Source organism: Streptomyces sp. SN-593 (assembly GCF_016756395.1).
Classification (GTDB): domain Bacteria; phylum Actinomycetota; class Actinomycetes; order Streptomycetales; family Streptomycetaceae; genus Actinacidiphila; species Actinacidiphila reveromycinica.
On sequence record NZ_AP018365.1, the window covers coordinates 7,567,353 to 7,593,841 of the forward strand.

25 protein-coding genes and 1 pseudogene are annotated in these 26,489 nt (G+C 75.7%); 10 read left to right on the forward strand and 16 right to left on the reverse strand.

From position 1 onward, the window contains the following. Window positions 1-89 precede the first annotated feature (89 nt). Both RVR_RS32155 and RVR_RS32160 read right to left on the reverse strand, forming a co-directional pair. Window positions 90-1,511, reverse strand: a complete 1,422-nt coding sequence (locus RVR_RS32155) for a cryptochrome/photolyase family protein (protein ID WP_202237423.1) — start codon at window positions 1,509-1,511, stop codon at window positions 90-92. Next, entirely contained in the window at window positions 1,508-3,085 is a 1,578-nt protein-coding gene (locus RVR_RS32160) for an SDR family oxidoreductase (RefSeq protein WP_237405090.1), read from the reverse strand. The genes RVR_RS32155 and RVR_RS32160 overlap by 4 nt, the downstream gene beginning before the upstream one ends. Before the next feature lie 242 nt (window positions 3,086-3,327). Between RVR_RS32160 and RVR_RS32165 the strand changes: the two genes are divergently transcribed. The 3 genes from RVR_RS32165 (at window position 3,328) to RVR_RS32175 (ending at window position 6,564) form a co-directional block, all read left to right on the forward strand. Next, window positions 3,328-4,710: a chloride channel protein gene (locus RVR_RS32165; protein ID WP_202237427.1), complete on the forward strand. Its 1,383-nt coding sequence runs from the start codon at window positions 3,328-3,330 to the stop codon at window positions 4,708-4,710. Between the two features lie 29 nt (window positions 4,711-4,739). Then, window positions 4,740-5,702, forward strand: a complete 963-nt coding sequence (locus RVR_RS32170; RefSeq protein ID WP_202237429.1) for an SDR family NAD(P)-dependent oxidoreductase — start codon at window positions 4,740-4,742, stop codon at window positions 5,700-5,702. A gap of 181 nt (window positions 5,703-5,883) precedes the next feature. Then, on the forward strand, window positions 5,884-6,564 hold the full coding sequence (locus RVR_RS32175) for a PhzF family phenazine biosynthesis protein (RefSeq protein ID WP_202237431.1): 681 nt from the start codon (window positions 5,884-5,886) through the stop codon (window positions 6,562-6,564). A 16-nt stretch (window positions 6,565-6,580) separates the two neighbouring features. On the opposite strand, the gene RVR_RS32180 is transcribed toward RVR_RS32175, so the two are convergent. The 4 genes from RVR_RS32180 to RVR_RS32195 all read right to left on the reverse strand — a co-directional run bounded on the left by RVR_RS32180 (window position 6,581) and on the right by RVR_RS32195 (window position 10,220). Beyond that, complete coding sequence (locus RVR_RS32180; protein WP_202237433.1) at window positions 6,581-7,621, reverse strand: NAD(P)-dependent alcohol dehydrogenase; 1,041 nt, start codon at window positions 7,619-7,621, stop codon at window positions 6,581-6,583. A gap of 21 nt (window positions 7,622-7,642) precedes the next feature. Then, window positions 7,643-8,452, reverse strand: a complete 810-nt coding sequence (locus tag RVR_RS32185) for an SDR family NAD(P)-dependent oxidoreductase (RefSeq protein ID WP_202239490.1) — start codon at window positions 8,450-8,452, stop codon at window positions 7,643-7,645. Window positions 8,453-8,459: 7 nt separating this feature from the next. Then, on the reverse strand, window positions 8,460-9,200 hold the full coding sequence (locus RVR_RS32190) for a TetR family transcriptional regulator (RefSeq protein WP_202237435.1): 741 nt from the start codon (window positions 9,198-9,200) through the stop codon (window positions 8,460-8,462). 171 nt (window positions 9,201-9,371) lie between these two features. Next, on the reverse strand, window positions 9,372-10,220 hold the full coding sequence (locus tag RVR_RS32195) for a hypothetical protein (protein WP_237405091.1): 849 nt from the start codon (window positions 10,218-10,220) through the stop codon (window positions 9,372-9,374). 323 nt (window positions 10,221-10,543) lie between these two features. On the opposite strand from RVR_RS32195, the gene RVR_RS32200 reads away from it, so the two are divergent. Then, on the forward strand, window positions 10,544-11,092 hold the full coding sequence (locus RVR_RS32200) for a DinB family protein (protein ID WP_202237437.1): 549 nt from the start codon (window positions 10,544-10,546) through the stop codon (window positions 11,090-11,092). A gap of 126 nt (window positions 11,093-11,218) precedes the next feature. Here RVR_RS32200 and RVR_RS32205 read toward each other — a convergent pair whose 3' ends face one another. Then, entirely contained in the window at window positions 11,219-11,851 is a 633-nt protein-coding gene (locus tag RVR_RS32205) for a MarC family protein (protein WP_202237439.1), read from the reverse strand. 272 nt (window positions 11,852-12,123) lie between these two features. On the opposite strand from RVR_RS32205, the gene RVR_RS39225 reads away from it, so the two are divergent. Further along, the gene (locus tag RVR_RS39225) at window positions 12,124-12,888 is read left to right on the forward strand and encodes a hypothetical protein (protein WP_430393256.1); all 765 of its coding nucleotides are present in this window, start codon (window positions 12,124-12,126) and stop codon (window positions 12,886-12,888) included. 56 nt (window positions 12,889-12,944) lie between these two features. Here the strand turns inward: RVR_RS39225 and RVR_RS39230 are convergent. The 5 genes and pseudogenes from RVR_RS39230 to RVR_RS32230 form a co-directional block, all read right to left on the reverse strand. Continuing rightward, window positions 12,945-13,403, reverse strand: a pseudogene (locus tag RVR_RS39230) (glycoside hydrolase domain-containing protein); the annotation flags it as partial. A 127-nt stretch (window positions 13,404-13,530) separates the two neighbouring features. Then, window positions 13,531-15,822: an acyltransferase family protein gene (locus tag RVR_RS32215; RefSeq protein WP_202237443.1), complete on the reverse strand. Its 2,292-nt coding sequence runs from the start codon at window positions 15,820-15,822 to the stop codon at window positions 13,531-13,533. A 295-nt stretch (window positions 15,823-16,117) separates the two neighbouring features. After that, complete coding sequence (locus RVR_RS32220) at window positions 16,118-16,903, reverse strand: SDR family NAD(P)-dependent oxidoreductase (RefSeq protein ID WP_202237445.1); 786 nt, start codon at window positions 16,901-16,903, stop codon at window positions 16,118-16,120. A 207-nt stretch (window positions 16,904-17,110) separates the two neighbouring features. Continuing rightward, window positions 17,111-18,370, reverse strand: coding sequence for a DUF4032 domain-containing protein (locus RVR_RS32225; protein WP_202237447.1), 1,260 nt, complete (start codon window positions 18,368-18,370; stop codon window positions 17,111-17,113). Window positions 18,371-18,401: 31 nt separating this feature from the next. Then, window positions 18,402-19,280, reverse strand: a complete 879-nt coding sequence (locus tag RVR_RS32230; RefSeq protein WP_202237449.1) for a haloalkane dehalogenase — start codon at window positions 19,278-19,280, stop codon at window positions 18,402-18,404. 90 nt (window positions 19,281-19,370) lie between these two features. On the opposite strand from RVR_RS32230, the gene RVR_RS32235 reads away from it, so the two are divergent. Further along, entirely contained in the window at window positions 19,371-19,877 is a 507-nt protein-coding gene (locus tag RVR_RS32235; RefSeq protein WP_202237451.1) for a MarR family winged helix-turn-helix transcriptional regulator, read from the forward strand. Window positions 19,878-20,082: 205 nt separating this feature from the next. After that, window positions 20,083-20,868: a DeoR/GlpR family DNA-binding transcription regulator gene (locus RVR_RS32240; protein WP_202237453.1), complete on the forward strand. Its 786-nt coding sequence runs from the start codon at window positions 20,083-20,085 to the stop codon at window positions 20,866-20,868. A gap of 67 nt (window positions 20,869-20,935) precedes the next feature. Here the strand turns inward: RVR_RS32240 and RVR_RS32245 are convergent, their stop codons facing one another. The 4 genes from RVR_RS32245 to dhaM form a co-directional block, all read right to left on the reverse strand. Then, window positions 20,936-21,511 carry a TetR/AcrR family transcriptional regulator gene (locus tag RVR_RS32245; RefSeq protein WP_202237454.1) on the reverse strand — a complete coding sequence of 192 codons (576 nt, stop codon included), beginning with the start codon at window positions 21,509-21,511 and terminating at the stop codon, window positions 20,936-20,938. A 223-nt stretch (window positions 21,512-21,734) separates the two neighbouring features. Then, window positions 21,735-22,727: an aldo/keto reductase gene (locus RVR_RS32250; RefSeq protein WP_430393198.1), complete on the reverse strand. Its 993-nt coding sequence runs from the start codon at window positions 22,725-22,727 to the stop codon at window positions 21,735-21,737. Window positions 22,728-22,810: 83 nt separating this feature from the next. Beyond that, window positions 22,811-23,152 (reverse strand): HPr family phosphocarrier protein, encoded by a 342-nt coding sequence (locus RVR_RS32255; protein WP_202237455.1) that lies wholly within the window; start codon window positions 23,150-23,152, stop codon window positions 22,811-22,813. Continuing rightward, window positions 23,136-23,528, reverse strand: coding sequence for a dihydroxyacetone kinase phosphoryl donor subunit DhaM (gene dhaM / locus RVR_RS32260; protein ID WP_202237456.1), 393 nt, complete (start codon window positions 23,526-23,528; stop codon window positions 23,136-23,138). Before dhaM ends, RVR_RS32255 begins: the two co-directional genes overlap by 17 nt. A 58-nt stretch (window positions 23,529-23,586) precedes the next feature. Here dhaM and RVR_RS32265 point away from each other — a divergent pair, with 58 nt between their 5' ends. The 3 genes from RVR_RS32265 to dhaK all read left to right on the forward strand — a co-directional run bounded on the left by RVR_RS32265 (window position 23,587) and on the right by dhaK (window position 26,405). After that, window positions 23,587-24,363 carry an IclR family transcriptional regulator gene (locus tag RVR_RS32265; protein ID WP_202237457.1) on the forward strand — a complete coding sequence of 259 codons (777 nt, stop codon included), beginning with the start codon at window positions 23,587-23,589 and terminating at the stop codon, window positions 24,361-24,363. Between the two features lie 243 nt (window positions 24,364-24,606). Continuing rightward, the gene (locus tag RVR_RS32270) at window positions 24,607-25,407 is read left to right on the forward strand and encodes an MIP/aquaporin family protein (RefSeq protein WP_202237458.1); all 801 of its coding nucleotides are present in this window, start codon (window positions 24,607-24,609) and stop codon (window positions 25,405-25,407) included. Then, window positions 25,404-26,405 carry a dihydroxyacetone kinase subunit DhaK gene (dhaK, locus tag RVR_RS32275; protein ID WP_202237459.1) on the forward strand — a complete coding sequence of 334 codons (1,002 nt, stop codon included), beginning with the start codon at window positions 25,404-25,406 and terminating at the stop codon, window positions 26,403-26,405. The genes RVR_RS32270 and dhaK overlap by 4 nt, the downstream gene beginning before the upstream one ends. The last annotated feature ends 84 nt before the right edge of the window (window positions 26,406-26,489 follow it).

Below are 26,489 nucleotides of genomic sequence, written 5' to 3' on the forward strand. Positions count from 1 at the left end.
CGCCCGCACGCAACCCGGCATGCCCGCACGCCACCAGTACGCCCGCCCGCCGCTCCTCGCCGCGCCGCGGAGATCCGGACGGACAGGCCCTAATCCAGGTCGCGCGCCCGGCGGAAGCGGGCCAGCCCGTCGGCGAGCTGCACGATCGGCTCCGGGTAGTCCCCGCACGCCGCGCGCTCCCGCTCCGGCAGCTTCCACGGCTCGTGCACGGCCGCACCCGCCACCTTCGCCAGCTCCGGCACCCAGCGGCGCACGTAGTCGCCGTCCGGGTCGTAGCGCTTCGCCTGGAGCAGCGGGTTGAGCACGCGGTTGGGGCGCGAGTCGGTGCCGGTGCCCGCCACCCACTGCCAGTTCAACTGGTTGTTCGCGATGTCCCCGTCGACGAGCAGGTCGAGGAAGTGCCGCGCGCCGACCCGCCAGTCCACGTAGAGCGTCTTGGTGAGGAAGCTCGCCGTCAGCAGCCGGCCCCGGTTGTGCATCCACCCCTCGGCCCGCAACTGCCGCATCGCCGCGTCCACCACCGGGTAGCCGGTCCGGCCCTGCCGCCACGCCTCCGCGTCGGCCTCCGCTCCCGCCCCGGTGCGCCAACGGTCCTGCCGCGTACGGTAGTCGGCCGATGCCACGGCCGGGCGGACCGCCAGCAACTGGTAGTTGAAGTCGCGCCAGCACACCTGGCGGACGAACGCCTCCGCGCCGTCCCCGCCCTTCGCCAGCGCCCGCCGTACCGCCTCGACCGGGGACAGCGTGCCGAAGTGCAGGTGCGGTGACAGCCGTGACGTCGCGTCGCCGGGCATGTCGTCGTGGCGCTCGTCGTACGCCTCGACGCCGCGCCGCAGCCACGCGGACAGCAGCCGCCGGGCCTCCTCCTCACCGCCCGCGGCCAGGTCCGGCGACACCCCGCGGACCGCCGAGCGCGGCTCGATCCGGGCCGAACGCACCGCCTCCGGCACCCGCACGGTCCGCGGCGCCGGCAGCGGATCGCGCAGCCCCTCCTGCCGCCAGCGCCGGAAGTACGGGGTGAACACCGCGAAGTGCCCGGAGTTCTGCGGGGTGATCCGGCCCGGCGGGACCGCGGTGACCACCGCGTCGTGGACGTGCAGGGTCCGCCCGTCCTCGCCCAGCGCGTGCCGCAGCCGCTCCTCGCGGCGCAGCGCGAAGCCGCTGCAACCCGCCGCCACATGGACGTCGGCCGCCTCCGTCTCCCGTGCCACCGCGCGGACCTCGGCGACCGTCCCGCCCTCCCGCAGCACCAGCCGCCCGCCGCGCTCGCGCAGCCCCGCGTCCAGCGCGGCCAGGCAGTCCGCCAGGAACGCCCGCCGGTTGGGCGCGGCGAACCCGGCCGCGTCCACCGCCGGATCGCGCACGAACAGCGGCACCACCTCCTGCGCGCCCTCCAGCGCGGCCCGCAGCGGCGGGTGGTCGTGCACCCGGAGGTCCGAGGTGAACAGCACCACGGCGCGGCGCGGCGGCCGCGGACCCGACGCGGCGCCGGAGGCGGTGGACCGGCTCATACGGCGCGGCCTCCCTTCGGGGAGCGGCCGGTGCCCGCCGGTGCGGGGGAGCCGTCCCCGGCCCCTCCTCCGGACGCGTCCCCGGCCCCGTCCGCGCGGGCGGCCGCCCGCGCGATGTTGCGGGCCATCCCGCCGAAGACCACGGCGTGGAACGGCGAGACGGACCACCAGTACAGGTGCCCGAACAGGCCGTGCGGCTGGAAGACGGCGCGCTGGCGGTAGCGGGTGCGGCCCTCGGCGTCGGTGCCGGCGCACATCTCCAGCCAGGCCGGTCCGGGCAGCCGCATCTCGGCGCGCAGCCGCAGCAGCCGGCCCCGCTCGATCTCCTCGACGCGCCAGAAGTCCAGCGAGTCGCCGACCCGCAGCCGTTGCGCGTCGCGCCGGCCGCGCCGCAGCCCGACCCCGCCCACCAGCCGGTCAAGCCAGCCGCGTACCGCCCACGCCAGCGGGAAGGAGTACCAGCCGTGCTCGCCGCCGACGCCCTCGATCACCCGCCACAGGCCGGCCGGCGAGGCGTCCACCCGGGCCTCGCGCACGTCGGTGTAGAGGCTGCCGCCGGCCCAGTCGGGGTCGGTCGGCAGCGGGTCGCTCGGCGCGCCCGGCACCGAGGCCGACGACCAGCGCGTGGTCACCTCCGCGTCCCGCACCCGTTGCAGCGCCAGCCGCAGCGCGGAGTCGACGTCGAGCGGGCCGCCGGGCGGGTCGGGCACGTAGCGGGCGATGTCGTGCTCGTGGCAGACCACCTCGTGGCGCAGCGACTCCGCGAGCGGGCGCGCCACGCCGGCCGGGACCGGCGTGACCAGCCCGACCCAGTGGCTGGACAGCCGCGGTGTCAGCACCGGCACCGGCACGATCACCCGCCGCGGCAGCCCGGCCACCTCCGCGTACCGCCGCATCATGTCCCGGTACGTCACCACGCCGGTGCCGCCGATGTCGAAGGCCCGGTTCACCTCGGGCGGCATGGCGGCGCTGCCCACCAGGTAGCGCAGCACGTCCCGGATGCCGATCGGTTGCAGCCGGGTGCGCACCCAGCTCGGCGTCACCATCGCCGGCAGCCGCTCGGTGAGGTAGCGCAGCATCTCGAACGACGCGGAGCCGGAGCCGAGGATCACCGCCGCGCGCAGCACCGTGGTCGGCACCCCGGACGCCAGCAGGATCTCGCCGACCTCGGCGCGCGAGCGCAGGTGCGGTGAGAGCTCGCCGGTCGGCACACCCTGCGGGGTCAGTCCGCCCAGGTAGACGATCCGCCGCACCCCGGCGATCCGCGCCTGCTCGGCGAAGATCCGCGCCGCCCGGCGGTCGGTGTGCTCGAACCCGGAGCCGGAGCCGAGCGCGTGCACCAGGTAGTACGCCACCTCGACGTCCCGCAGCGCCGCGCCCACCGCCTCGCGGTCCAGCACGTCGCCGGCGGCGATCTCGACCCGGTCCGCCCACGGGTGGTCGCGCAGCTTGACCGGGGTGCGGGCCAGGCACCGCACCGCGTACCCGGCGTCGAGGAGTTGGGGGACGAGCCGGCCGCCGATGTAGCCGGTCGCCCCGGTCACCAGGCACCGGGGTCCGGCGTGAGCTGTCACGCACCTCACCGTAGCGGACGGTGGGCGCCGGATCGGTCACCGAGCGTGCCCGGGGGCGGCCGTGGCGCGCCGGCGGAAGGGCGGCCGGGGCCGGGCGCGGCGCGGGCGCCTTGCGGCATTCGGCCCGCACCCGCCGCCCCGCCGGGTGACCCCGCCGGTGTCGGCGGCCGGGCGGCTCGGTCTGCCCTGGTTGGCTCGGCGGGTCGGAGCAGGTGGGCGCGGCGGGGGCGAGGAGGCGGGCCATGGCGTCCGGGGCGGAAGGAGCGGCGGGCACGCCGGGCCCGGGCCCGGCCCGGGGAACAGGCGGCGCGGCCGGCGACGGCCCGGCCGCGGACCCGGACGCGCTGCTGCGCAGCCGGGGCTACCTCGGCCTGCTGGTGTGCGCGGTCCTGCTCGGCGTGCCGGTGTCGGCCGCCGCGTTCGGATACCTGGCGCTCACCGCGAAGCTCGAACCGCTGCTCTACCACGACCTGCCCCGCTCGCTCGGCTTCGGCGCCACCCCGTCCTGGTGGCCGCTGCCGCTGCTCGCGGTCGGCGGGCTGCTGACCGCGCTGTTCGTGCGCCACCTGCCCGGCCACGGCGGCCACGAGCCGACCGACGGGTTCTCCGCCCGCGGCACGCCCGGGCTGGCCGCGCTGCCGGGCGTCCTGCTCGCCGCACTCGCCACGCTCGCCTTCGGCGCGGTGCTCGGCCCCGAGGCGCCGCTGATCGCGCTGGGCGGCGGGCTGGCCGCCGGGTCGGTCCGGCTGCTGCGCCCCGGCCTGCCCGAGCGGACCTACGCGGTGCTCGGCGCCACCGGCAGCTTCGCCGCGGTCAGTTCGCTGCTGGGCTCGCCGCTGCTGGGCGCGTTCCTGCTGATGGAGGCGGCCGGGCTGGGCGGCCCGATGCTCGGCCCGGTGCTGGTGCCGGGCCTGCTCGCGTCCGGGGTCGGTGCGCTGATCTTCGTCGGCATGGGGTCCTGGACGGGCCTGGGCACGTACTCCCTCAAGCTGCCGCACGTGCCGAGGGCGGACGACCCGACCGCCGCCGAGTTCGGCTGGGCGCTGCTGATCGGGCTGGCCGCGGCCCTGCTCGCGGCGGGGATCATGTGGCTCGCCCGCCGCCTGCGCCACCGCGTCGAGGGCCGCCGGCTGCCGCTGACCGTGCTGCTCGGACTGGTCGTCGCGGGTCTGGCCGTCGCCTACGCGCAGGGCTCGGACAAGTCCGCCACCGAGGTGCTGTACTCCGGGCAGGACTCCATGGGCCCGCTGCTGGCCGACGCGGCGACCTACTCGACCGGCACCCTCTTGCTGCTCCTTGCGTGCAAGGCACTGGCGTACGCGGCCTCGCTGAGCGCCTTCCGGGGCGGTCCGATCTTCCCGTCGCTGTTCGTCGGCGCGGCCGGCGGGGTGCTGATGTCGCATCTGCCCGGCCTGCCGCTGGTCGCCGGGTTCGCGACCGGCATGGGGGCGATGGCCGTCGCGGTGCTGCGGTTGCCGCTCACCTCCGTCCTGCTGGCCACCCTCCTGCTCGGCAGGGAGGGCCTGACGGTGATGCCGCTGGTGATCGTGGCGGTCGTGGCCTCCTACGTGGCCACCGCGGTGCTCGCCCGACCGCCGCGCCCGCCGCACGGCCATTTGCCTTGAAGTGCACTCCAACTCCTAGCCTCGGTCGCATGACCACACCACAGCAGCCCATCGCATCCGGATTCGGCGCCGAGAGCACCGCGGCCGAGGTCCTGCGCGGGATCGACCTGACGGGGAAGCTCGCGGTCGTCACCGGCGGCTACTCCGGGCTCGGCCTGGAGACCACCCGCGCGCTCGCCGCGGCCGGCGCCCACGTCGTCGTGCCGGCCCGCCGCCCCGCGGCCGCGCAGGAGGCGCTGGCCGGGATCGACGGCGTCGAGCTGGAGGAACTGGACCTGGCCGACCTCGGCAGCGTCGAGAAGTTCGCCGAGCGCTTCCTCGCCACCGGCCGCGACATCCACCTCACCATCAACAGCGCCGCCGTCATGGCCTGCCCCGAGACCCGGGTGGGGCCGGGCTGGGAGGCGCAGTTCGCCACCAACCACCTCGGCCACTTCGCTCTCGTCAACCGGCTCTGGCCGGCGATCGAGCGGGGCCGCGGCCGGGTCGTGGCGGTCTCCTCGACCGGCCACCACATGTCCGCGATCCGCTGGGACGACCTCCAGTTCGACCAGGGGCACTACGACAAGTGGGAGGCGTACGGCCAGGCCAAGACCGCCAACGTGCTCTTCGCCCGCCACCTCGACACCCTCGCCCGCGACCGGGGCGTACGCGCCTTCGCGCTGCACCCCGGCGGCATCCTCACCCCGCTCCAGCGCCACCTGCCGCAGCAGGAGATGATCGACCGCGGCTGGATCGACGAGGACGGCAACCCGCTGAACCCGGCCGGCTTCAAGACGCCCGAACAGGGCGCCGCCACCCAGGTGTTCGCCGCCACCTCGCCCCGACTCGACGGCATGGGCGGGGTCTACCTGGAGGACTGCGACATCGCCTCCCCGGCGGTGCCCGGCGGCCCCCGCACCGGCGTCAAGGACTACGCGGTCGACCCGGAGCAGGCGGCCCGCCTGTGGACGGTGTCGGCCGAGTTGACCGGAGTCGACGCCTTCGCCTGACGCCACATCAAATACACTCTGGTGTAGGTTGCTTGGGCCGCCGGGCCACCCCGCAGCGACTCCGGGGCGGTCCGGCGCCCGTGCGCGGAGGTGCGCCCCCGGGCCGGCCTGCCCGGACCCGTCCGCCGGCGTCCGCCGACGCCGCCGACCGCCGCGGGGCACGGGCTGGTTGAATGCTCCCGTGCCGACCCTCCGTACCCGCGTCGACGTGCTCAGCGTCCTGTGCGGTCCCGACCGCCGCCACGGCAGCGAGGTCGCGGTCGTGCGCGACGGCCGGCCGTACCCCGACCCCCGCGCGCGCCAGGAACTGGCCGGCCGGCTCGGCTGCCCGCACACCGTGTTCGTGGACGACCCGGAGCGCGGCGCCGTCGAGGTGCACCGGCCCGGGCGGGGTGTCGAGCCGGACCCGCACGCGCTGATCGGCGCGGCCTGGCTGCTGGACCTGGAGATCCTGGAGGTCCCGGCGCTCGGCGACGTGTTCGCCCGCCACGACGGGGAGTTCGGCTGGGTCACCGTGCTCGCCGGCTGGGCGCCGCCGCGCGTGCTGCGGCGGTACCCCGATCCGGAGCAGGTCCGGGCGCTGCCGGCCGCGGACGCGGGGGAGCGCTCCTACGCCTGGGCGTGGTCCGACGAGGCGGCCGGGCGGGTCGTCGGCGCCGAACGCGGCAGCGGGGCCGGGCCCTGCGGCGGGCCGACCGGGGCGGGCGCGCTCCTGCTCGCCCACCACCTGCAACGGGCCCTGAACGTCACCGAGGCGCCGGGCGCGCAGATCCTCTGCGCGCCCGGCGCCGACGGCACCATCGAGATCGGCGGCCGGGTGTTCCTCGACCCCGTCCGGCAGTTGCTCCTCGACCGGCCCTGAGGGCGCGGGGGAGCGGTCAGCCGTTGGGGAGGATGACCGCGCGGCCGTTGACGGTGCCGGCGTGCAGCCGCTCGTACGCCCGCGGTGCCTCGTCGAGGGAGAAGGTCTCGGTGTGGACGGAGACCGCACCGGCCCGGGCCAGCGCCAGCACCTCCTGGAGCTCGCCGCGGCTGCCCCAGTACGGGGCGTAGGCCGCGGCCTCGAACGGCAGCGTGCCGAACCCGACCGGGAGCGTGCCGCCGCCGATCCCGACCACGGCCACCTCGGACTCGACCCCGGCCACGGCCGCCGCGGTGCGGACGGTCGGCGCCGCGCCGACGAAGTCGAAGACCGCCTGCGCGCCCAGCCCGCCGGTCAGTTCGCGGACGGCGGCGGGCGCGGCGTCGTCGGAGAGCACCGTCTCGTGGGCGCCCACCTCGCGCGCCAGCCGCAGCTTGTCCTCGCTGACGTCGAGCGCCACGACCCGGGCCGGGCTCAGCGCCCGCAGCAACTGGATCGCGGTGTGCCCGAGGCCGCCGGTGCCGATGACGACGGCGGTGGAGCCCGGAACCAGCTTGGGCAGCGCCCGCTTGACGGCGTGGTACGGCGTCAGGCCGGCGTCGGTCAGCGGCACCGCCGCCACCGGGTCGAGTCCGTCCAGCGGCAGGAGGTGGCGCGGGTCGTCCACGAGCAGGTACTCGGCGATGGCGCCGGGCGCGCCGAGTCCGGGCGGGCGGATGCCCAACTCGTCGGCGCGCAGGCAGTAGTTCTCCTTGCCCTCGGCGCACTTGGCGCACTGGCCGCAGCCCCAGGGGCCGTAGACCGCGACGGCGTCGCCCTCGCGCACGCCGTTGGCGCCCGCGCCGAGCGCGACGACGGTGCCGACGCCTTCGTGGCCGAGGGTGAGCGGCAGCGGGTACGGGAAGCCGTCGGCCGGCCAGCTCATCACGGCGATGTCGCTGTGGCACACGCCGGCGGCTGTGACCTTCAGGAGCACCTGCCCGGGACCGGGCTCGGGGTCGGGAACGGTCACCACCTCGGGGGCGGCGCCGATGGTGCGGTATTGCAGGGCCTTCATGGTGGTCTCCTCTCCTGCGGTTCAGACGGCGGTGTACGCGCCGTCGACCAGGTGGTAGCTGCCGGTGACGAACGAGGCCCGGTCCGAGAGCAGGAACGCGATCAGCTCGGCGACCTCCTCGGGGCGGCCCAGCCGGCCGGCCGGGTGCAGCCCGATCAGCGCGGCCCGCGCCTGCTCGTCCATCTGCCGCAGCAGCGGCGTCTCGATGAAGCCGGGGCCGACGGAGTTGATCCGGACGCCGCGGGCCGCGTACTCGGCCGCCGCGGCCTTGGTCAGACCCACGACGCCGTGCTTGGCGGCCACGTAGGCGGGCGAGCCGGCGAAGCCGACGGACCCGAGGATGGAGGCGACGTTCACGACGGCGCCGCCGCCGGCCGCCTCGATGGCGGGCAGTTCGTGGCGCAGGCAGTAGAAGACGCCGTCGAGGTCGGTGCGGATGACCCGGTCGTACGCGGCGATGTCGTACGCGCCGGTGGGCGCGCTCGGGCCGCCGATGCCGGCGTTGTTCACGGCGAGGTCGAGGCCGCCGAAGGTCTCGGTGGCGAAGCGGACGGCCGCCTCGGCCGACTCCGGCACGGTGACGTCCAGGGTGGTGGCCGCGGCCGACCGCCCCTCGGCGGTCAGTTCGGCGGCGGCCCGCTCGGCGCCGGCGGTGTCGTGGTCCGCGATGACGACGCGGGCGCCGCCGGCGGCCAGCAGCCGGGCGGTGGCCAGGCCGATACCGGACGCCGCACCCGTGACCAGGGCGGTGCGCCCGGCGAACTCGGCGGTCTCGGCGAACTCGGCGGAGGAGGGGGTGGTGCTGGGGGTGGTGCTGGGGGTGGTGCTCATGGTGGTCTCACTCATCGGTAGTGCGTGGTTCTTCGGTGGTGCGGTGTTCCCGGGTGGTGCGTTGTTCCTCGGTGGTGCGGTGGGCGGCCGCCGCGGCGGCCTGGTCGGAGAGGACGTCGTAGGCGCGTTCCACCAGGTCGGCCAGGTCGGCGGCCGGACCGTCCGGGCCGACCTGGTCGTCAGGGGTGTGGGCCCAGGTGCGCAGCGCGGCGGTCAGCACGCCCGCCGCGGCCTCCACGACCACGGCCGGGCGCAGGTCGCGCGGGTCGCCGGCGCCCAGCCGGTCGGCCACGATCCGGACCGACTCGTCCTGGGCGTCCACGCGGATGCGCTCGTACGCCGCGAACAGGGTGGGTTCGGAGTCCAGGAGGGCGATGATCCGGCGCATCCGCGGGCGGACGTGCCGGGCCGGGGTGTGCGGGTCGGTCAGCCAGGCACGGACGGCCCGGCGGTAGGCCAGCAGCGGAGGCTCGCCGGCGGGCCGGGCGCGCAGCAGCGCGTTGATCCGTTCGCCGTCGTCCCGGACGAAGCCGAGGGCGGCGTCCTCCTTGCCGGTGAAGTACCGGCTGAAGGTGCGGCGGGTGACGTCCGCGCGTTCGGCGACGGCCTCCACCGTGGTCGCGGCCAGACCCCGTTCCAGGATCAGTTCGACGGCGGCGGTGGCCAGTGCCTCGCGGGTGCGGCGGGCCCGCAGCAGCCGCCGGTCCTCCACGGCGGAACCGCGCTGTCCTGGTACGACGGTGTCCATGCCCTCGACCGTACGCCCGGATGTCCCCTCGGGACATGTTTCCCGGTGAGACATATGTCCCATCGGGACACGAGGGTCGGCCGCCGCGTGCCGAGGGCCCGCCGGTCGCCGCGGACGCGGCGGCGGGCGGGCCCCGGGGGTGGAAGGTGACGGCCGGCGTCCCGGCAGGCGTCAGCCGGTCGTGGGCCGGTAGGCGTAGATCGTCGTGGCGACCTCGCACACGCTCGGCGGCACGATCTCCACGCGCAGCAGCTTGGCGGCCGTGTCGTAGTCGATGCCCTCGGACTCGAAGGTGCCCGAGCAGATGCTGCTCTGCGGGAGCTGGAAGAGGGTGGTGACGTGCCCGGTGACCGCGCTGCCGTCCAGCGCGTGCGGCAGGTCCACCTGCACGACGTCCTTGGCGGCGTCGTCGGAGTCGCACACCAGGCGGGTGGCGGAGACGAAGTCGCAGCCCTGGATGTCGTCCACACTGCGGTCGAGGGTGATCTGCCCCGCCTGCGGAAGGGTCCCGCCGGTGCTCGGCGTGGACGGGTTGGTCAGCGGCGCGGGGAAGACCTGGAGGCGGCTCTCGGTGTTCCACTCGCCCTCCACCAGCCACTGGGCGTCGGGGGAGACGGTGGCGAAGGAGTTGTTCAGCAGCTCGCCGGAGTCCAGCGGGTGGGTGTAGTCGTAGGACTTCCCGCTCGGCGTGGTGACCTCGAAGAGTTTCGAGGTGGCGTCGTCGCCGCCCTGGTAGGCGTCGTAGACGTAGCCGTTCAGGATGTCCGGGTCGCCGACGTGGTTCCAGCCCTGGATCCGCAGCCGCAGCGGCACCGAGCCCAGGCCCCGGGTGAGCAGGGAGCCGTCGGCCTTGGTGGCGATGCCCTCGCCGCCGGTCACCGAGTTCACCGTCGAACTGCCCGCCGCCACCCATCCTCCGGGCGAGTCGTCGGCACGCGCCGTGGCGGAGCCGAGCGCGGTGGCCGCGGCGGTGGCGATGATCAGCGCGGTCGCGCGACGGCGCAGTGCGGTTGCGTCCACGGGAACCCCCAGGGTGGTCGGTCGGAGCGCTCGGCGTACCGACCCCGGCCACGTGCGCAGTCCGGTGGCGGGCTCGGGCAGCATGACCTTAGCCCCACCGGTATCAGGCGCACCACCATGCCTCGGCCAACGGGTCCTGAACGCCTGGGTTTTGGGCGATGTGCCCGCCAGCCGTGGGCTTGGCCGCGCCCGGCCGCCCCCGCACCACCCGGGCCTCCCCGCTGCCGTGGCCGCTCGCGGACCGAAGTTGACCGCATCGACTCCTAGAGTCGGAAACGTCGAGACGGACGGAACCGGAAACGGGCCGAGGAAAGTGGGACACCATGCCGATACTGGTGAACGCGGAGAACAACGAGCGGGACGCACTGCTGGCTTTCCTGGACGCGCAGCGGGGCGCCTTGCGCCGGGCGGCGCGGGGCCTCACGGACGAGCAGGCCGCCGCGCATCCCAGCCCCAGCACGATGGCCCTCGGCGGTCTGGTCAAGCACGCCGCGCGGTGCGAGCACCACTGGGTGCAGGTCATTCTGCTCGGCGGCCCGCAGCCCGAGTGGGCCGGGAGCGAGGGGGACCGCAACGACGAATTCCAACTGCTGCCCGGCGAACGGCTGTCCGACCTCCTCGCCGAACTCGAGGCGGAGGGACAGGCCACCCGCGCGGCAGTGACCGCCCTCCCCTCCCTCGACGTCGCGGTCCCCCTCCCCGAGGCGCCGTGGTTCCCCAAGGACGCGAAGCGCAGCGCGCGGTGGATCCTGCTGAACCTGATCGGCGAGCAGGCCCGGCACGCCGGGCATGCCGACATCATCCGCGAATCACTGGACGGCGCGGTCGCGTTCGACCTCCTCGCCCAGGAGCAGCAGGACCAGCAGGGTTAAGGCCGGCAGGAGCAGGAGCAGGAGCAGGAGCAGGAGCAGGAGTAGGAACGGGGGCAGCAGGAGTAGCGGCGGGCGGAACAGGACCGGCGACGGGCGGAGGAGGAGCCGCCACCCGGCGGGAGCCGGTCAGTGGCCGCCGCGGCCCAGCCCCGGCACGCCCAGCGCGGACAGCCCGTCGAGCACCACATCGACGCCGACCGCGGCGAGCAGCAGCCCCAGCAGGCGGCTGAGCAGTTCGATGACGGTGTGGTGCGTCCTGCGCAGGAGGGGCGCGAGCAGGAGCACGCAGGCGAGGTCGACCGCGATCACCGTGTCGTACGCGCCGACGACGGTGCCCCGCCAGGTCCACGAGTCCCGCTCGGACGCCTCGATGAGGATCGCGGTCAGCGCGAGCGGGCTGACCACGTAGGGCATCAGCAGCGCCCTGATCCCGCTCACCAGGTCGGGCCGGTCGTCGTCCGGGCCGTCCGGGCCCAGTCGCACCCCGAGCACCAGGCTGATCGCGTAGAGGAAGAAGATGATGCCGCCCGCCACCTGGAGCGCGGGCGCCGAGATGTGGAACAGCTCCAGCAGCCAGGGCGCGGTGAACCCGGCGAGCGCGCCCACCGCCAGCGCCACGACCGACGACAGCAGCGCGATCAGCCGCAGTTGCCGCCGGTCGTGCGCCCGCGCGAGGTGGGCGAAGGCCAGCAGCACCTTCGGCGGCCCGACGACGGAGAAGAAGGTGATGAACGCCGCGGCGAAGCTCTTGGTGACCATGGGGCGCATCCTCGTTGCGCCGCCCGCTCCGCCGGCGGAACGACCCGCCCGTGACGGAGGGGCGGGCGGGAAGCGCCGGAGGCGGGCATCCGCCCCGGGCCCGGGGCGGGGCCGGACGTGAACTAGCCTTGCGGCCCATGGGAAACGGGAGCCCGGAGGGAGGAGCGGGGCCAGTGAGCACACCGTCGACCGGCCCGGGAGGCGCGACCGACTCGGACATCCCGCGGATGGACTACTGCTCGACCTGCCGCCGTGTCCTCAACGGTGCGTTCATGTGCCCGGGTTGCGGTGCCTACGCGCCCGACATCGACCCGCGCGGCCCGGCCGGACGGTCACCGGTCGACCTGCCGCCCCTGGACGGTCCCGGCGTGGGCGGCCCGGATGCGGATGGCCCTGGCGTGGGCGGCCCCGACGAGGACGACACGCGCCGCCTCCCCGCCGCCGTACCGCTGCCGCCGCCCGCCGACGGGTCCGCCGCCGCGCACCCCCTGGCCGGGCCGTACGTCGCGAAGGCGGAGCTTCCCCCCGAGCGGGCGGCCGTGGCGGCCCCGGCCGGGGGCCCGCGGACCGCCGCCGGGCAGGAACCGGCCGACGAGCCGCGCCGCAGGACGCGCCGCACGGTCGCCGCGGTCGTCGCCGCGCTGGCGGTCGTCGGGGGTGGCACCGTCGCGGCGGTGATATCCGCCGGCTCCTCCTCGGCCCCGCCCGCCACCTCCGTCCCCGACAGCCCCTCGTCCCACGGCGGTCCGGCACCCGGCGCCACCACCCCCGCCTCCAGTCCGCCGGCCGACGCCCCCACCGCGGCAAGCCCCCGCACCTCCGCCGCCGTCCCGCCCGCCACCGGCCCCGGCGCCTCCGCCTCCGGCGCCCCCGCCACGCCCAGTACCCCGGGCACCACGGCGTCCGGCAGCGTCACCACCCCCAGCTCCGGTCCGTCCGGCCCGCGCAGCGCCTCACCCACCGGCGGCACGCCCTCCGCCCCCACAGCGACCCCCAGCAGCAGCCCGACCTGCGTGCTCGGCTTCTGCCTGCCCTGACGGGCCGCCGAGCCCGGCCCCGCCGCCCGCGGAAACCGGTCGCCGCTCGCCTCGCAGAACTGGCTGCCGGCCTTCGACAGGTCGACCGCGCGGTCGAAACCGGTCCTGCTGCGCGGCACGACCGTGCCCGACACCGGGTCGCGGACCTTCTGCCGGTTCTGCGCCCGGGGCATGAGCGCCTTCTCGCCGGCCGTGCCACCGAGGCGGGCGGCCAGTTGCGCGATGCCGAAGTCGTCGATCGCGTACTCCGGCGTGGTGGAGGTCGGCCACTGCGCGGGACTGCTCTCCGGCAGGAAGCCGAGCGCCGCGTGCTGCGGGAAGCCCGCCCGGTGGTTCCCGGCGGGCACGCCGTCCACGGAGGCGCCCGCGGTGCCGTTCGGCAGCAGCTTCCTGGCGTCGGCCAGGCTCTTCGGCGCGCCGGCCCGGTCGTCGTCGGTCGCGCCGAACGCGTCCGTGCGCGACAGCACCGATGCCGGCGAGCCGCCCGGCATCTTGTTCTGCCCGGCGCTGCGCATCGGCCAGTGGTACCGGCCGACCTGGCTGGGGCCGGCCGAACGGGCGCCCGGACCGCGAACACGACTTCTGTGGAGGCAAGGTGAGTGTCCGTCACCTGCTTCCGTCCGCGTTCGCGGTCGGGTTCCGTCAGGACCCGCCGGCCGTCAGGGTCGCGGCGAGGCCGGACGCGAAGAGGCTGGTGCCGGCCCCGCCGCGCGGGTGGACGTGGTCGATCCACAGCAGGTCCAGGTGGGAGGCCACGGTGGTGTACCAGTCGTCGAGGAGCACCTCGGGATGGCGGGCGTGGTAGGCGCGCACCGTGCTGTTCACGCCGTCCTGCCACGGGAACGGGCCGCGCACGGTGGTCAGGACGAGCCGGCGGTCGCCGACCACCGCGCGCACCCGGTCCACGTCGTCCGGGCCGAACGTCGCGTTGGTGCCGAGCGCGAGCACCACGGTCCCGCGCAGCCGGTGTTGGGCCAGGAGTTGCGCGCAGATGTCGGGCGCCTCCTCCATCATCCGCCCCACCTGGGCGTAGAGCCGGATGCCGGGCAGGACGCGGTGCAGGTCCTCGGCGGAGCCCAGGGTGATCGAGTCGCCGATCATCGTGATGTCGCCCCCGTCGACGCTGCCGGGGGCGAGGGAGGGAGCCTCCGACGGTGCCTGCGCGGACGGTTCGGAGGGCGTGGACGGGGCGGACGGGGTCGACGGTGCGGAGGTCTGCGGCGCCGGGCCGGCGTCCGCGGGCGGCGCGGGGACCGGGGCCGGGGGAGCGGCCGGGTCGGCGGCGGTGCCGTACGAGCCGTCCGGCACGCCGGCGCCGGCGTCGCCGCCCTTCCCGGCGAGCGTCGCCTCGTACTTCGCCCCGGCGCGCAACTGGGTCTCCAGCGCGCTGGGCGCCCACGCCGGGCTGGCCAGCACCGCGGCGGCCGCGAGCGCGACCGCCCCGGCCAGCACCGGCAGCGCGGGGTGGCGCAGGGACGTCCGGCCGTGCGGCGCTCCGTCCCGCCGGACGCCGCCCCGAGGTCGGGTACGGTCCGGCCGCTGCCGCAGGAGCGCGGTCGGGCGCCGTACCAGCCGCCGCCCGGCGACGGCCAGCGGCAGCGGCGCGAGGAGTTCGACCGCGCGCACCGTCGCGGAGGTCTCCGGCCACAGGGCGTTCGCGGTCACCACGACCGGCCAGTGCCACAGGTACAGCCCGTACGAGTGGCGGCCGACCAGCCGCAGTGGCGCGGTGTCCAGCAGCCGCGGCCGGACCCCGAGCGCGCACCCCGCGCACACCACGGCGGTCGCCGCCGCGACCGCAGCGAAGCCCCACCCGTACATCACGCCGTTGCCGGGGCCGAGCACGGCGAAGCCGGCCAGTACGGCGAACGCGGCGAGCACGGCGGCGCAGCCGCGGTGCGGCAGCCGGTCGGCGCCCCGGGCCAGCGCGGGCAGCACCAGGGCGGCGGCGCAGCCCGCGAGCAGGGCGCCGCAGTGCGAGTCGGTGCCGAAGTACGCCCGGGAGCCGCCGGTGATGCCCGGCCCGAGCGTGTGCATCCGCCCCAGCGACACGGCCGCGCCGCCCGCGGCGAGCAGCGCGGCCGCCGCGGTCGCCACCGGTCGGCGGCGACCCCGGGCCAGCCGCAGGAACGCGGCCAGCAGCAGCGGCCAGACCAGGTAGAACTGCTCCTCCACGCTCAGCGACCACAGGTGCTGGAGGAGTGGCGGGCTGCCGAAGTGGTGGAAGTAGTCGGCGCCCTGGTGGATCTGCCACCAGTTGTCGACGAAGGCCAGCGAGGCGAGGGTGTCGCCGCGCAGCCCGTCGCCGATGCCGGTGCCGCGTCCGGCGGTCAGCCGTGCGGTCGCCGCGCACGCGGCCAGCACCAGCAGCAGTTCGGGCAGCAGGCGCAGCGCGCGGCGGCGCCAGAACCCGCCGAGGGCGATCCTGCCCTCCGTCCGGTGCTCGGCGACCAGCAGATGGGTGATCAGGAAGCCGCTGATGCCGAAGAAGACGTCCACCCCGAGGTAGCCGCCGGGCAGCCGGCCCGGGTCCACGTGGTAGGCCACGACGGCGGTGACGGCGAGCGCGCGCAGCCCGTCCAGGCCGGCCAGCCGGGGCGTGCGGGCGGACGATCCGGATCCGCCGTCCGGTTCCCCGCGGTCGGGGCGGGCGGGTTGCGCCTGCTCGGGGCCCTGCTGCTCAGGGCATGCATGTGCGGGGCCCGGCTGCTCGGAGCCCGGTCGCCCTGATCCTGGTCGCTTGTGGTCCGGGCGCCTGCGGGCGGCGTGTTTGAGGAGGATGCCCGGCCGGGCCTTCTCCCCGCCGGCCTCCCGACCGCCGGGGAGGACGGGCCCCGGGCCGGGGTCCTTGCGGGCGGCGGGCCGGTCCGCGGGGTGCGGCACGGAGGAGGCGGCGGAGGGACGGGGCTCGGGCTGCGGGGCAGACGAAGGCACGTGTCACCGTAGGAACGGCTCCGTCCGCCCTGCTCGCCCTGATCGTCCATCAGAACTAACAGCTCATCAGATCATCACCCGAACGTGCGACGCGTTGATACGGCCCGGCCCTGCGGGGTAGGGCGCGACCCGGCGCGACCCCGGCCGGACGCGGACGGCCTGCTCGGCACGGCCCGCCCGGCACGGTCCGGTCCGGTCCGGTCCGGCCCGGACCGCCCGCCCGGGTCCGCCGGGGTGGGCGGTGCGCCGGGCCGGCGCCCCGCGAGCGGCGGCGCGCCCGCCCGGTGGCGGCGCGTCAGTAGAAGATCGGGCCGGGCACCCCGCCGCCTGCCAGCACCGGGTCGCCGTTGAGCGCGACGCTCCTCGGGCTCGCCAGGAACGCGATGACGTCGGCGACCTCCTCCGCGGTCACGATCCTGCCGATCGAGACGCCGGCCGCGGCCGCACGCTCCACCTCCTCGACGCTCACGCCGCGGTGGGCCGCCATGGCCGCCAGGGTCTGCGGGGTCTTCTCGGTGCGGGTCAGTCCCGGGTGCACCACGACCACGTTCACGCCCTGCGGGCCGAGCTCGTCGGCGAGGTTCTTGCTCAGCGCGGCCACCGCCACGTTGCGCACCGAACCGACCACGGAGCCGGTCTGACGTGCCGCCAGCCCGCTGACGTTGATGATCCGGCCCCAGCCGCGCTCGGCCATCGCGGGGGCGAACGCCCGCGCGGTGCGCAGGTAGCCGCGCACCTTCACGTTGAACTCCGCCTCCAACGCCTCCTCGGGGAAGCTCCCCGGGTTGGGCGTGGCGGCGGAGTTGACGAGGATGTCCACCCCGCCGAGCGCGCGGACCGCCTCCTCGGCGAGGGACGCCACCGACGCGTCGTCACCGGTGTCGGCGCGCAGCCCGACCACGGTGCGGCCCGGCCGCGCGTGCGCGGTGACCGACTCCACCGCGGCGGCGAGGGCGTCCGCGCCGCGTGCGACCAGCGCCACGTCGGCGCCCTCCGCGGCGAGTGCCTTCGCGGCGGCCAGCCCGATGCCCTGGCTCCCACCGGTGACGACGGCCCGCCGGCCGCCGAGTTCGAGATCCACGGATGCGTCCCCTTCGGTGTTCTTCAGTGCTCGCGGCTTCCCCGCCCCACCGTCAAGTCCGGCCGCCCGCCGCTTGTTCCCCGGCCCGCCCCTTGGTTCCGTGCCGCCGGTCCGGCCGCCCGCCGTTCCCGCGCCCGACCCGGGCGGGTACTCCGGCCCGTGGCGGGCGTGGCAGTCTTGGCGGGCGCAGCGGGCGGAGCAGCCGCGTCAGTCCGTCGCGGGCGCGGTCTCCGCCGTGGGGATGTGGGGGAGGACGTCCGCGAGGTAGCTGGCCACGGTGGCGTCGAGGCCGACGTCGCCCTCGGCCCGTTCGGAGAGGTACCAGCGGTGTTCGAGGAGTTCGTGGTAGATCTGCGCGGGGTCCATGCTGCCGCGCCGGTCGGGCGGGACCAGGCGGACGGTGGGGCGGAAGACCTCGCGGACCCAGCGGTGGGCGAGCACCTCGGGGCGGGCGCCGGGGATCCCGCCGCCGAGGGCGGAGGAAGCGTCGCCCGGGGCGTAGTCGTCCTGCGTGGTCATCCACTGTTCGAGGTCGTTGAGCAGGCTGCGGGCCTGGTTCTCCTCGGTGTCGAGCCCGGTCAGCCGCAGCAACTGGCGCTGGTGGTGGCCGGCGTCCACCACCTTGGGCAGGAAGGTGACGGTGTCGCCTCCCGGCGACCGCTGGATCTGCATCTCGGCCACGTCGAAGCCGAGGTCGTTGAGCCGGCGGATGCGGCGGTCGATGTAGTGCCGCTTGCCCGCCGGGTAGACCGACTCGCGGGTCAGTTCGTGCCACAGGTCGCCGTAGCGCGAGCAGATCGCCTCGGCGAAGGTGACGGGATCGACGGACGGGTGCAGCGAGCCGCCCGCCTCCAGGTCCATCAGCTCGCCGGCGATGTTCACCCGGGCCAGCTCGATGTCGTAGTCGCGCTGGCCTGCGCTGAGCTGCGGCTGGAGCTGGCCGGTCTCGGCGTCGACCAGGTACGCGGCGTACGCCCCGGCGTCGCGCCGGAAGAGGGTGTTGGACAGCGAGCAGTCGCCCCACGCGAAGCCGATCAGGTGCAGCCGTACCAGCAGCACCGCCAGCGCGTCGAGCAGACGGCTGACGGTTCCGGGGCGCATCGTGGTCTCGAACATCGACCGGTACGGCAGCGAGCCGCCTAGGTGCCGGGTGATCAGGGCGGGTTCCAGCGCGCTGCCGTCGGCCGCCGCCCGGCCGGTGACCACCGCGATCGGGTCGACCGCGGGGACCGCCAACCGGTCCAGGTCCCGCAGGAGTTCGTACTCGCGGGCGGCCGCCCACTCGCTGACCTCCTTGATCGCGACGACCTCGTCGCCGGCGCGGGCGAACCGCACCACGTGCCGCGAGATGCCGCGCGGCAGCGCGACCAGTGTCTCGTCGGGCCACTGCTCCAGCGGCAGGCCCCACGGCAGGTCGAGCAGGTCGGCGGGGTGCCCGGCGTCGGTGGCCCTGATCTGCAACGGCATGGTGCGTACGGTCCTCTCGTCGGGTCGCAGGCTACAGGCCGTGCCGCGCGGCCCACGAGGTGACCGCGGCGGCGATCGCGTCCGGCTGGTCCTCGGGGGCGAGGTGGGCGGCGGGTCCGCAGTGCTCGGTCTCCAGCGCGGAGACGTGGGCGGCGCACCACGCGGCCGTCGCCGCGTCGATGATCAGGGTGGGCGAGGAGTCGAAGGTCAGCAGCAGCTTCGGGGTACCGGGACTGTCCGCGAGCCAGGAACCGTAGGCGGTGACGCGGGCGACCACGTCGGCGGGCTCGCCGTCCAGCGGCATCGAGCGGGCCCAGCGCAGCAGCGGACGGCGCGAGGCGCGGGTGGGGTACGGCGCCCGGTACACGTCGTGGTCGGCGGCGGGCAGGTCCCCGAGCACCGTCTGCCCGAAGCTGTCCTCGATGAAGACGTTGCGGTCCAGGACCAGGTCCTCGCCGGTGCCGGGGCTGCGGAACGCCTCGAACCGGGCGCGGGCGGCGGCCGGGTACTGCGCCCAAGTCATCGGCCGCACGATCGTCTCCATGAAGGCCACTCCGGCGGCGGAGCCGGGCAGTCGCGCGGCGCGGTCGAAGGCGAGTGCGCCACCCCAGTCCTGCCCGACCAGGACCGCCCGCTCCAGCCCGAGCGCGTCGAACCAGGCGTCCAGGTAGCGGGCGTGGTCGTCGAAGGAGTAGCCGATGTCGGGCTTCCCGGAGCGGCCCATGCCGATCAGGTCGGGGGCGAGGCAACGCCGTCCGGCCGCGGCGGCCTTCGGCAGGACGTGCCGCCACAGGTGGGAGGAGGTGGGGTTGCCGTGCAGGAAGACCAGCGGCGCGCCGACGGCCTCCGTCCGGTCGGGTCCGGCCTCTTCGTGGTGCAGGAAGGAGTCGAGTACGGGGTGGGTGGGCATGCCCCGGCCTTTCGTTGACGCGACGAACGTTCATGACGCTAACGAACATACATCGTTAGTCTGACAAACACAACGGGGTACGATGCGGCCATGGACACCGCGCACGACATGCCGCTCCCGGACGACCGGACCGCCACCCCGCGGCGGCTCGCGGCCCTGCCCAGCCGCCTGCTGAACCTCACCGCGGCGCAGGGCGAGCGCATGATCAGCGGCAGGCTGGCCGAGGCCGACGCCCGCAAGTGGCACTACGCCGTCCTCGCCGCGCTGGAGGAGTACGGCCCGGCCAGCCAGGCCACCTTGAGCCGGCGCACCGGCATCTACCGCAGCGACCTGGTCGCCGTCATCAACGAGTTGGAGGCCCGCGGCACCGTCCGGCGCGCGCCCGACCCCGACGACCGGCGGCGGAACGTGGTCACGCTCACCCCGGCCGGCCGCACCCAGCTCGACCGCCTCGACGCCGTCCTCGGCGCGGTCCAGGACGACCTGCTCGCCCCGCTCAGCGGCCCGGAGCGCGCCGAGCTGACCTCGCTGCTCGCCCGGCTGGTCGCCCACCACGCCGCGCTCCGCGAGGGCGAGGGCGCCGGGACCGGTCGCTGAACCGTCGCGGCCGCCGGCTCCAGGTGTCCGGTCCCCGGTGTCCGGGCCCGTCCGGTGTCGCCGGCGGACCCGGCGCGCGGCCTGCCGCGCGCCCGCGCGCGCCGCACGGAAGGGAGCGGTCCGCGGACGAGGCGCCCCCGCCGCGCAGGGTGCGTTCCGGCCGAACGCGACGCGATACGCTCGGCCGGAACGGAGGGCGGAGTCGATGGGGACGCACGAGCGCTGGACGCGGCTGCTGGAGGTCCTGGGCGACCGGGGCCGGATCAGCGTGGCCGAGGCGGCCGACCTGCTGGACGTCTCCGCCGCCACGGTGCGCCGGGACATGGAGGAGCTGGGCCGCCAGCAACTGCTGACCCGGACCAGGGGCGGCGCGGTGCTCAGCGGCGTGGCCTACGACCTGCCGCTGCGCTACAAGGCCGGGCGCCAGGCCGACGAGAAGCAGCGCATCGCCAGGGCGGCGGCCGCGCTCATCCCGCCGGGCGCGGTGGTCGGCGTCAACGGCGGCACCACCACCTCCGACGTGGCCAGGGAACTGGCGATGCGCGCCGACCTCGCCGAGCGTGGCAGCGCCACCGCGCTGACCATCGTGACGAACGCCATCAACATCGCCAACGAGCTGGCGGTGCGCCCCTACGTCAAGACCGTCGTCACCGGCGGGGTGGCGCGGCCCAGTTCGTACGAACTGACCGGGCCGCTGGCCACGATGGTGCTCCAGGCGATCTCGCTGGACTACGCGATCCTCGGGGTGAACACGGTCGACCCGCGGTTCGGCGCCGCCACCCACGACGAGGGCGAGGCCAGCGCGAACCGCGCGATGGCCGAGCGGGCGCAGCACGTGGTCGTGGTCGCCGACTCCACCAAGCTCGGCAAGCGGGCGTTCGCGCAGGTCTGCGAGGTGTCGGCGATCTCCGTGCTGATCACGGACAAGGGCGCCCCGGAGGAACTCGTGGAGGAGTTCGTCGCCCAGGGCGTCGAGGTGTCCTGCGTCTGACGCAGCCCACTGACGCCGCCCACGGCCCGCCGGCCCGGCGTGTCCCCGGCGGGGGCGGACCCGCCCGTCACGGCGCGGGCCGGTAGCGGAGCCCGTCGATGAGCAGGGTGACCATCCGCTCGTCGCCGGTGCGGTCCGCACCGCCGGTGCACAGGCGGGAGACCGCGTACAGCAGCTCCAGTGGTTCGACGTCGTCGCGGATCTCGCCGGCCGCGGTGGCCGCTTCGAGCAGGTCCCGCAGGGCGGGCGTGAAGCGCAGCCGGAAGTAGGCGGGCAGCGGCTCGAAGGCGGGGTTGCCGGAGTGCAGGGCGGCGGACAGCCCGTGCTTGGTCCCGACGAAGCCGGTGAACCGCCGCAGCCACCGGACGAGCGCCTCGAACGGTGCGTACCGGGCCGCCAGCACGGCCGCTTCGTCGGCGCAGGCGTCCACCTCGTGCCGGAAGACGGCCGACACGAGGTCGGAGCGCTCGGGGAAGTGCCGGTAGAAGGTGGCCAATCCGACCCCGGCCCGCCCGGCGATCTCCCGGACGGGGGCGTCCACGCCGGACGCGAGGAAGATCTCGCGGGCCGCTTCCACCAGCGCGTCCCTGCTGCGCTGCGCGTCCGCGCGGACCCGGCGCGGCTGGGACGGGGGCGCGCTCATGGTCTCTCCGTCCGCTCACCGGGACTGCTCGCTGAGCAAGCGTTCCGTACCGTGTAAGTGATAACGCGTTCCGCTTTGCCGATGGTAGCGCAGCACGGCACGGAGGACGGCGCGGGGAGCCCGAGGAGATCGTCGCCAAGGCCCTCAGGGGCCACCTTGTCGACGACCACCCCGCCTCCTGAAGCGTCGGGGCGCCGCACGCGGGAGCACCCCGCGACGGGCGTCAGCTCCAAGGGAGCCCGGCCCGGTGGCGCCAGTAGGCGGCCGGGGGTTCGGCCAGCTCGGCCAGGGCGCCGAGCTGGTCGGCGGTCAACACCACCTCGCGGGCGCGGAGGTTGGAGGCGAGCTGCGCCGCGGTCGCCGCGCCGGACAGGACCACGTCCGCCCACGGCTGGTGGAGGGCGGCGGCGAGCGCGACCGCGTCGGGCGTCGTGCCGAGCGACGCGGCGAGCGGGCCGAGCACCGGCTCGACCCGCGCGTCGGGCGCCGCGAGCCGGCCGTTGGCCATGCCCTCCTTCACCATCACCCGGCAGCCGGCGGCGTGCGCCTCGGCGAGCGCGGGCCCCGCGGAGGGTTCGAGCGGGTTCCAGGTGGACTGGACGCTGCGGAACAGGGGCCGGCCGTCGACGGTGACCGCGAGCGCCGCGCGGATCGCGTCGGCCTGGGCCGGCCCACTGGTGCTCAGGCCCACCACCACGCCCCGCGCGGCCAGTCCGGCCAGCGCGCGGTGCAGCTCCGGGTCGGTGAGCGCGGGGCTGTCCGGGGTGATCGAGTGCACCTGGTACACGTCGAGCCGGTCGCCGAGCAGCGCATGGGTCTCGGCGACCTGCCGCTCGTAGGTGGCCAGTCCGTGGTCCTTGACCTCGTGTGCCTCGGCGTCCACCCGCCAGTCCGCGGTGTAGGTGTAGCCCCACTTGCTGGAGACCACCACCCCGGGCGGCTCGCGCGAGTCCAGCCACTGCGCCAGGAACTCCTCGGAGCGGCCGTAGGAACGGGCCGCGTCGAAGTCGCGCACCCCGCCGGCGTAGGCGAGGTCGAGCAGGTCCAGGGTGCGCCGGCGCATCGCGTCCACGGTGCGCCCGGGCGGCAGGTCCCGGTCCCGGCCGAGGTTGATGTAGCCGGGGCGGCCGACCGCGGCCAACCCGAACCCGATCCGGGCGACGGGCACGGGAGGGGGCGCGGGCGGGCCGGCGGGGGAGAGGGGCGGTGTGGCCACGGGGGCGGCTCCTGCGGTGGTGCGGGGGCGTTCGGTCGGCGGGCGCGTCGGCCGCGGAGCCCCCCACCGCGGCCGACGCACGCCTACGTCGCCGCCGCCAGGACCTCCGCGAGCGCGGCGGCCGCCTCCTGCGCGTCCGGCCCCTGCGCCCGTACCGTCACCGTACGCCCGCGGGTGGCGCCCAGTCCCATCACGGCGAGCACGCTGGCCGCGTTGGCGGCGCGTTCGCCGTACTGGAGCAGCGCGGTGGCGGTGAACCGCGCCGCGGTCTGCGCGATCCGCCCGGCCGGGCGGGCGTGCAGGTCGGCGGGGAGCAGGACGGGGATCTCGACGGACGGACCGCCGGCGGGTGCCGGCGCGGATGACGGCAGGGGCTGCGGGGCGGTGGGTGCGGTGGGTGCCGAGGGGTCAGAGCTTGGTGACATGGCGGGCCTCCGTGGCGGCGGTGAGTACGGCGGCGAGGTCCGCGCCGGCCGCGGCGGTGACCGCGGCGGCCACGGCGCCCTCGACGAAGGGGGCGTCGGCGATGAGCACGCCGTCGCGCGGCAGGTCCTCCAGGACGGCCCGCGCGGTGAGCACCGAACTGCCCAGGTCCGGCAGGATGAGGACGCCGGCTCCGCGGTCGGCCTCCATGACCGCGGCGGTGATCCGCGCGTAGCTGGTGCCGATCCGGCCGTCGTCGGTGCCGCCGGCGGCGGCCACCGGGACGGCGTCGGAGCCGATCTGGCCGAGCAGCCGGCGCAGCCCTGCCGCCATTTCGGGACTGTGGGACACGAGTACGATGCCGACAAGTTCCGTCATGAACAGCGATGCTAGATGTCGGAACGGCATTCAGCAATACCGAACGAAGAGGTTTCCCATGGTGCAAGCGGTGCAGCGTGCCGTCCAGATCCTCCGGGAGCTGGCCGTCACCGGCCCCCGGCTGGGGGTCACCGAGCTGGCCGAACGGCTCGGAGTGGCCAAGCCGACGGTGCACGCGCTGCTGCGCACCCTGGAGGCCGAGGGCATGGTGGTCCAGGACCGGGACAGCTCGAAGTACCAGCTCGGGCCCTACCTGGTGCACCTGGGCAACTCCTACCTCGACACACAGGAGTTGAGGTCTCGCGCGCTCACCTGGGCGGACCTGCTGGCGCGCCGGGCCGGCGAGGCGGTGTGGGTCGCGGTGCCCACCGGCGACCACATGCTGGTGGTGCACCACGCCTTCCGTCCCGAGGGCACCGTGCAGATCCTGGAGGTCGGCGCGTCCATCCCGTGGAACACCTGCGCGCTCGGCAAGGCGGTCGCGGCGTTCGCGCCCGACGAGGAGCGCGAGCGGCTGCTGTCGGGCGAGCTGACCGTGCTCACCGGGGCGAGCATCACCGGACGCGAGCCGCTGGCCGCGCAGTTGGCGCAGGTCCGGGCGCAGGGCTACGCGCTGGAGGACCAGGAGTCGGCGATCGGGGACGCCGGGGTCGCCGCCCCCGTCTTCGACCGCTCCGGCGCCGTGGTGGGCGCGATCGGCGTGGTCGGGCCGGTGGAGCGGCTGCTCGCCGAGCCGGCCCGGCAGGAACTCGCCGTCGCGGTGCGCGAGACCGCCCGCAACCTCTCCCGCGACCTCGGAGCGCCGCGCGGCGCGGCGCGGGGCACGGCCGGCTGAGTCCTCGCACCGCCCGGGCGGGCCCGGTCCGCGCCGACCGCGCGCCGGGGCGTGCCCCCACCCGCCCGTGTGCGCCCGGCGGTGCTCCCGTCCGCCCCACGGGCTCCGCCACCGCACGCTGGGCCGACGGATGTCGGACCCGAGCGTGCCGCCGGGACCCTTGACACCGCGGAAACGCCCCCTTAACTTCCGACTACGTTCATCATTAATGAACGTCATTCGGTAATAGGGGGATCTGATCCGATGGTAGACAACCCACCCCCGGGACAGCCGCAGAAACTGCTCGCCGAGACGCTGGGCACCGCCATGCTGGTGTTCGTCGGCGTCGGCTCGGTGCCCGCCACCACCCTCCTCGGCGGCGACGCACCCTTCACGATGGCCCAACTCGGAGTCATAGCCTTCGCGTTCGCCATGGTCGTGGTCGCGATGGTGTACGCCATAGGCCACATATCCGGCTGCCACATCAACCCCGCCGTCACCCTCGTGCTGGCCGCCACCCGCCGGACGCCCTGGCGCGAGGTCCCCGGCTACCTCGCCGCCCAGGCGGCGGGCGCGATACTCGGCGCGCTCGCCATCGTCGCCGTGCTCGGCCGCAGAGCCGTCGGCGTCGGCCTCGGCGTCGCCTCCTACACCCCGGTCACCGGCGCCGGGCACGCCTTCGCCGCCGAGGCGATCGGCACGTTCATCCTGGCCTTCGTGGTCCTCGGCGCGATCGACCGGCGCGCCCCGGCCGGTTTCGCCGGACTGGCCGTGGGGCTGGCGGTGTTCGCCGTGATCATCCCGATCGGACCGGCCACGGGCGCGGCCGTCAACCCCGCCCGCGCATTCGGCCCGATGGCCGTCGCCGCGCTCTTCGGCGGCAGCGTGCCCTGGGGCCAACTGCCCCTCTACGCAGGGGCCGAGGTGGCCGGGGCGCTGCTCGCCGGCCTCGTGCACGCCGCCTTCGCCACCCGCCGAACTCCCGCCGCCCGCACCGCGGACACCGCCGGCAGGCAGGCACCGGCCACCGCCACGGCCACCGCGACCGAAGGAGCCCTGTCGTGAAGAAGCTGATCAACGAGCCCGGCACGGTCCTCGACGACGCCCTCGCCGGTATCGCGGCCGCCCACCCCGACCTGCTCGCCGTGGACACCGTCCACCGCGTCATCACCCGCGCCGCGGCGCCCGGACCCGGGAAGGTCACGCTGGTCTCGGGCGGCGGGTCCGGCCACGAGCCGCTGCACGGCGGGTTCGTGGGCACCGGGATGCTCGACGCGGCCTGCCCCGGCGAGGTGTTCACCTCCCCGGTGCCCGGCCAGATGCTCGCCGCCGCGAAGGCCGTCGACACCGGGGCGGGCACGCTGTTCGTGGTCAAGAACTACACCGGCGACGTGCTGAACTTCGAGATGGCGGCGGAACTCGCCGCGGAGGACGGCCTGCTGGTCGCGTCGGTCCTGGTGGACGACGACGTCGCGGTGCGGGACTCCACCTGGACCGCGGGCCGCCGCGGCACCGGCGGCACCGTCTTCGTGGAGAAGATCGCCGGCGCGCTCGCCGAGCGCGGCGCCCCGCTCGCCGAGGTCGCCGACGTCGCGGGCCGGGTCAACGCGGCGACCCGCTCCTTCGCCGTCGCCCTCACCGCCTGCACCGCCCCGGCCGCCGGCAAGCCGGGGTTCGCCCTGCCCGAGGACGAGATCGAGGTCGGCGTCGGCATCCACGGCGAGCCGGGGCGCCGCCGCGAGAAACTGCGCCCGGCACGGGAGATCGTCGCCGACATGATGGCCGCCGTCCTCGCCGACCGGCCGCTCACCGCCGGCGACGACGTGCTCGTGATGGTGAACGGTCTCGGCGGCACACCGCTGTTGGAGCTGTACGTCGTCTACCGCGAGGTCGCCGCGCTGCTCGCGGGGCGCGGGGTGCGGATCGCCGGGAACCTGGTCGGCAACTACGTCACCAGCCTCGACATGGCCGGCGCGTCGATCAGCGTCTGCAAGGTCACGGACGACCTGCTCGCCCTGTGGCGTGCTCCGGTGCACACCGCCGCGCTGCGCTGGGGCGTCTGAGTCCCACATCCGGGTGCGGGGCCGTCGCCGTCCCCGGGTGCGGGGCCGTCGCCGGCCGGCCGGCGCCGCGCCCGGAGCGTGGCC

Bases quoted from the DNA above. Each gene is read 5' to 3' on its own strand.
- RVR_RS32155 (WP_202237423.1), bottom strand. From the start codon at position 1,511: ATGAGCCGGTCCACCGCCTCCGGCGCCGCGTCGGGTCCGCGGCCGCCG.
- RVR_RS32165 (WP_202237427.1), top strand. From the start codon at position 3,328: ATGGCGTCCGGGGCGGAAGGAGCGGCGGGCACGCCGGGCCCGGGCCCG.
- RVR_RS32170 (WP_202237429.1), top strand. From the start codon at position 4,740: ATGACCACACCACAGCAGCCCATCGCATCCGGATTCGGCGCCGAGAGC.
- RVR_RS32180 (WP_202237433.1), bottom strand. From the start codon at position 7,621: ATGAAGGCCCTGCAATACCGCACCATCGGCGCCGCCCCCGAGGTGGTG.
- RVR_RS32185 (WP_202239490.1), bottom strand. From the start codon at position 8,452: ATGAGCACCACCCCCAGCACCACCCCCAGCACCACCCCCTCCTCCGCC.
- RVR_RS32190 (WP_202237435.1), bottom strand. From the start codon at position 9,200: ATGGACACCGTCGTACCAGGACAGCGCGGTTCCGCCGTGGAGGACCGG.
- RVR_RS32200 (WP_202237437.1), top strand. From the start codon at position 10,544: ATGCCGATACTGGTGAACGCGGAGAACAACGAGCGGGACGCACTGCTG.
- RVR_RS32205 (WP_202237439.1), bottom strand. From the start codon at position 11,851: ATGGTCACCAAGAGCTTCGCCGCGGCGTTCATCACCTTCTTCTCCGTC.
- RVR_RS39225 (WP_430393256.1), top strand. From the start codon at position 12,124: ATGTGCCCGGGTTGCGGTGCCTACGCGCCCGACATCGACCCGCGCGGC.
- RVR_RS32225 (WP_202237447.1), bottom strand. From the start codon at position 18,370: ATGCCGTTGCAGATCAGGGCCACCGACGCCGGGCACCCCGCCGACCTG.
- RVR_RS32230 (WP_202237449.1), bottom strand. From the start codon at position 19,280: ATGCCCACCCACCCCGTACTCGACTCCTTCCTGCACCACGAAGAGGCC.
- RVR_RS32235 (WP_202237451.1), top strand. From the start codon at position 19,371: ATGGACACCGCGCACGACATGCCGCTCCCGGACGACCGGACCGCCACC.
- RVR_RS32240 (WP_202237453.1), top strand. From the start codon at position 20,083: ATGGGGACGCACGAGCGCTGGACGCGGCTGCTGGAGGTCCTGGGCGAC.
- RVR_RS32245 (WP_202237454.1), bottom strand. From the start codon at position 21,511: ATGAGCGCGCCCCCGTCCCAGCCGCGCCGGGTCCGCGCGGACGCGCAG.
- RVR_RS32255 (WP_202237455.1), bottom strand. From the start codon at position 23,152: ATGTCACCAAGCTCTGACCCCTCGGCACCCACCGCACCCACCGCCCCG.
- dhaM (WP_202237456.1), bottom strand. From the start codon at position 23,528: ATGACGGAACTTGTCGGCATCGTACTCGTGTCCCACAGTCCCGAAATG.
- RVR_RS32265 (WP_202237457.1), top strand. From the start codon at position 23,587: ATGGTGCAAGCGGTGCAGCGTGCCGTCCAGATCCTCCGGGAGCTGGCC.
- RVR_RS32270 (WP_202237458.1), top strand. From the start codon at position 24,607: ATGGTAGACAACCCACCCCCGGGACAGCCGCAGAAACTGCTCGCCGAG.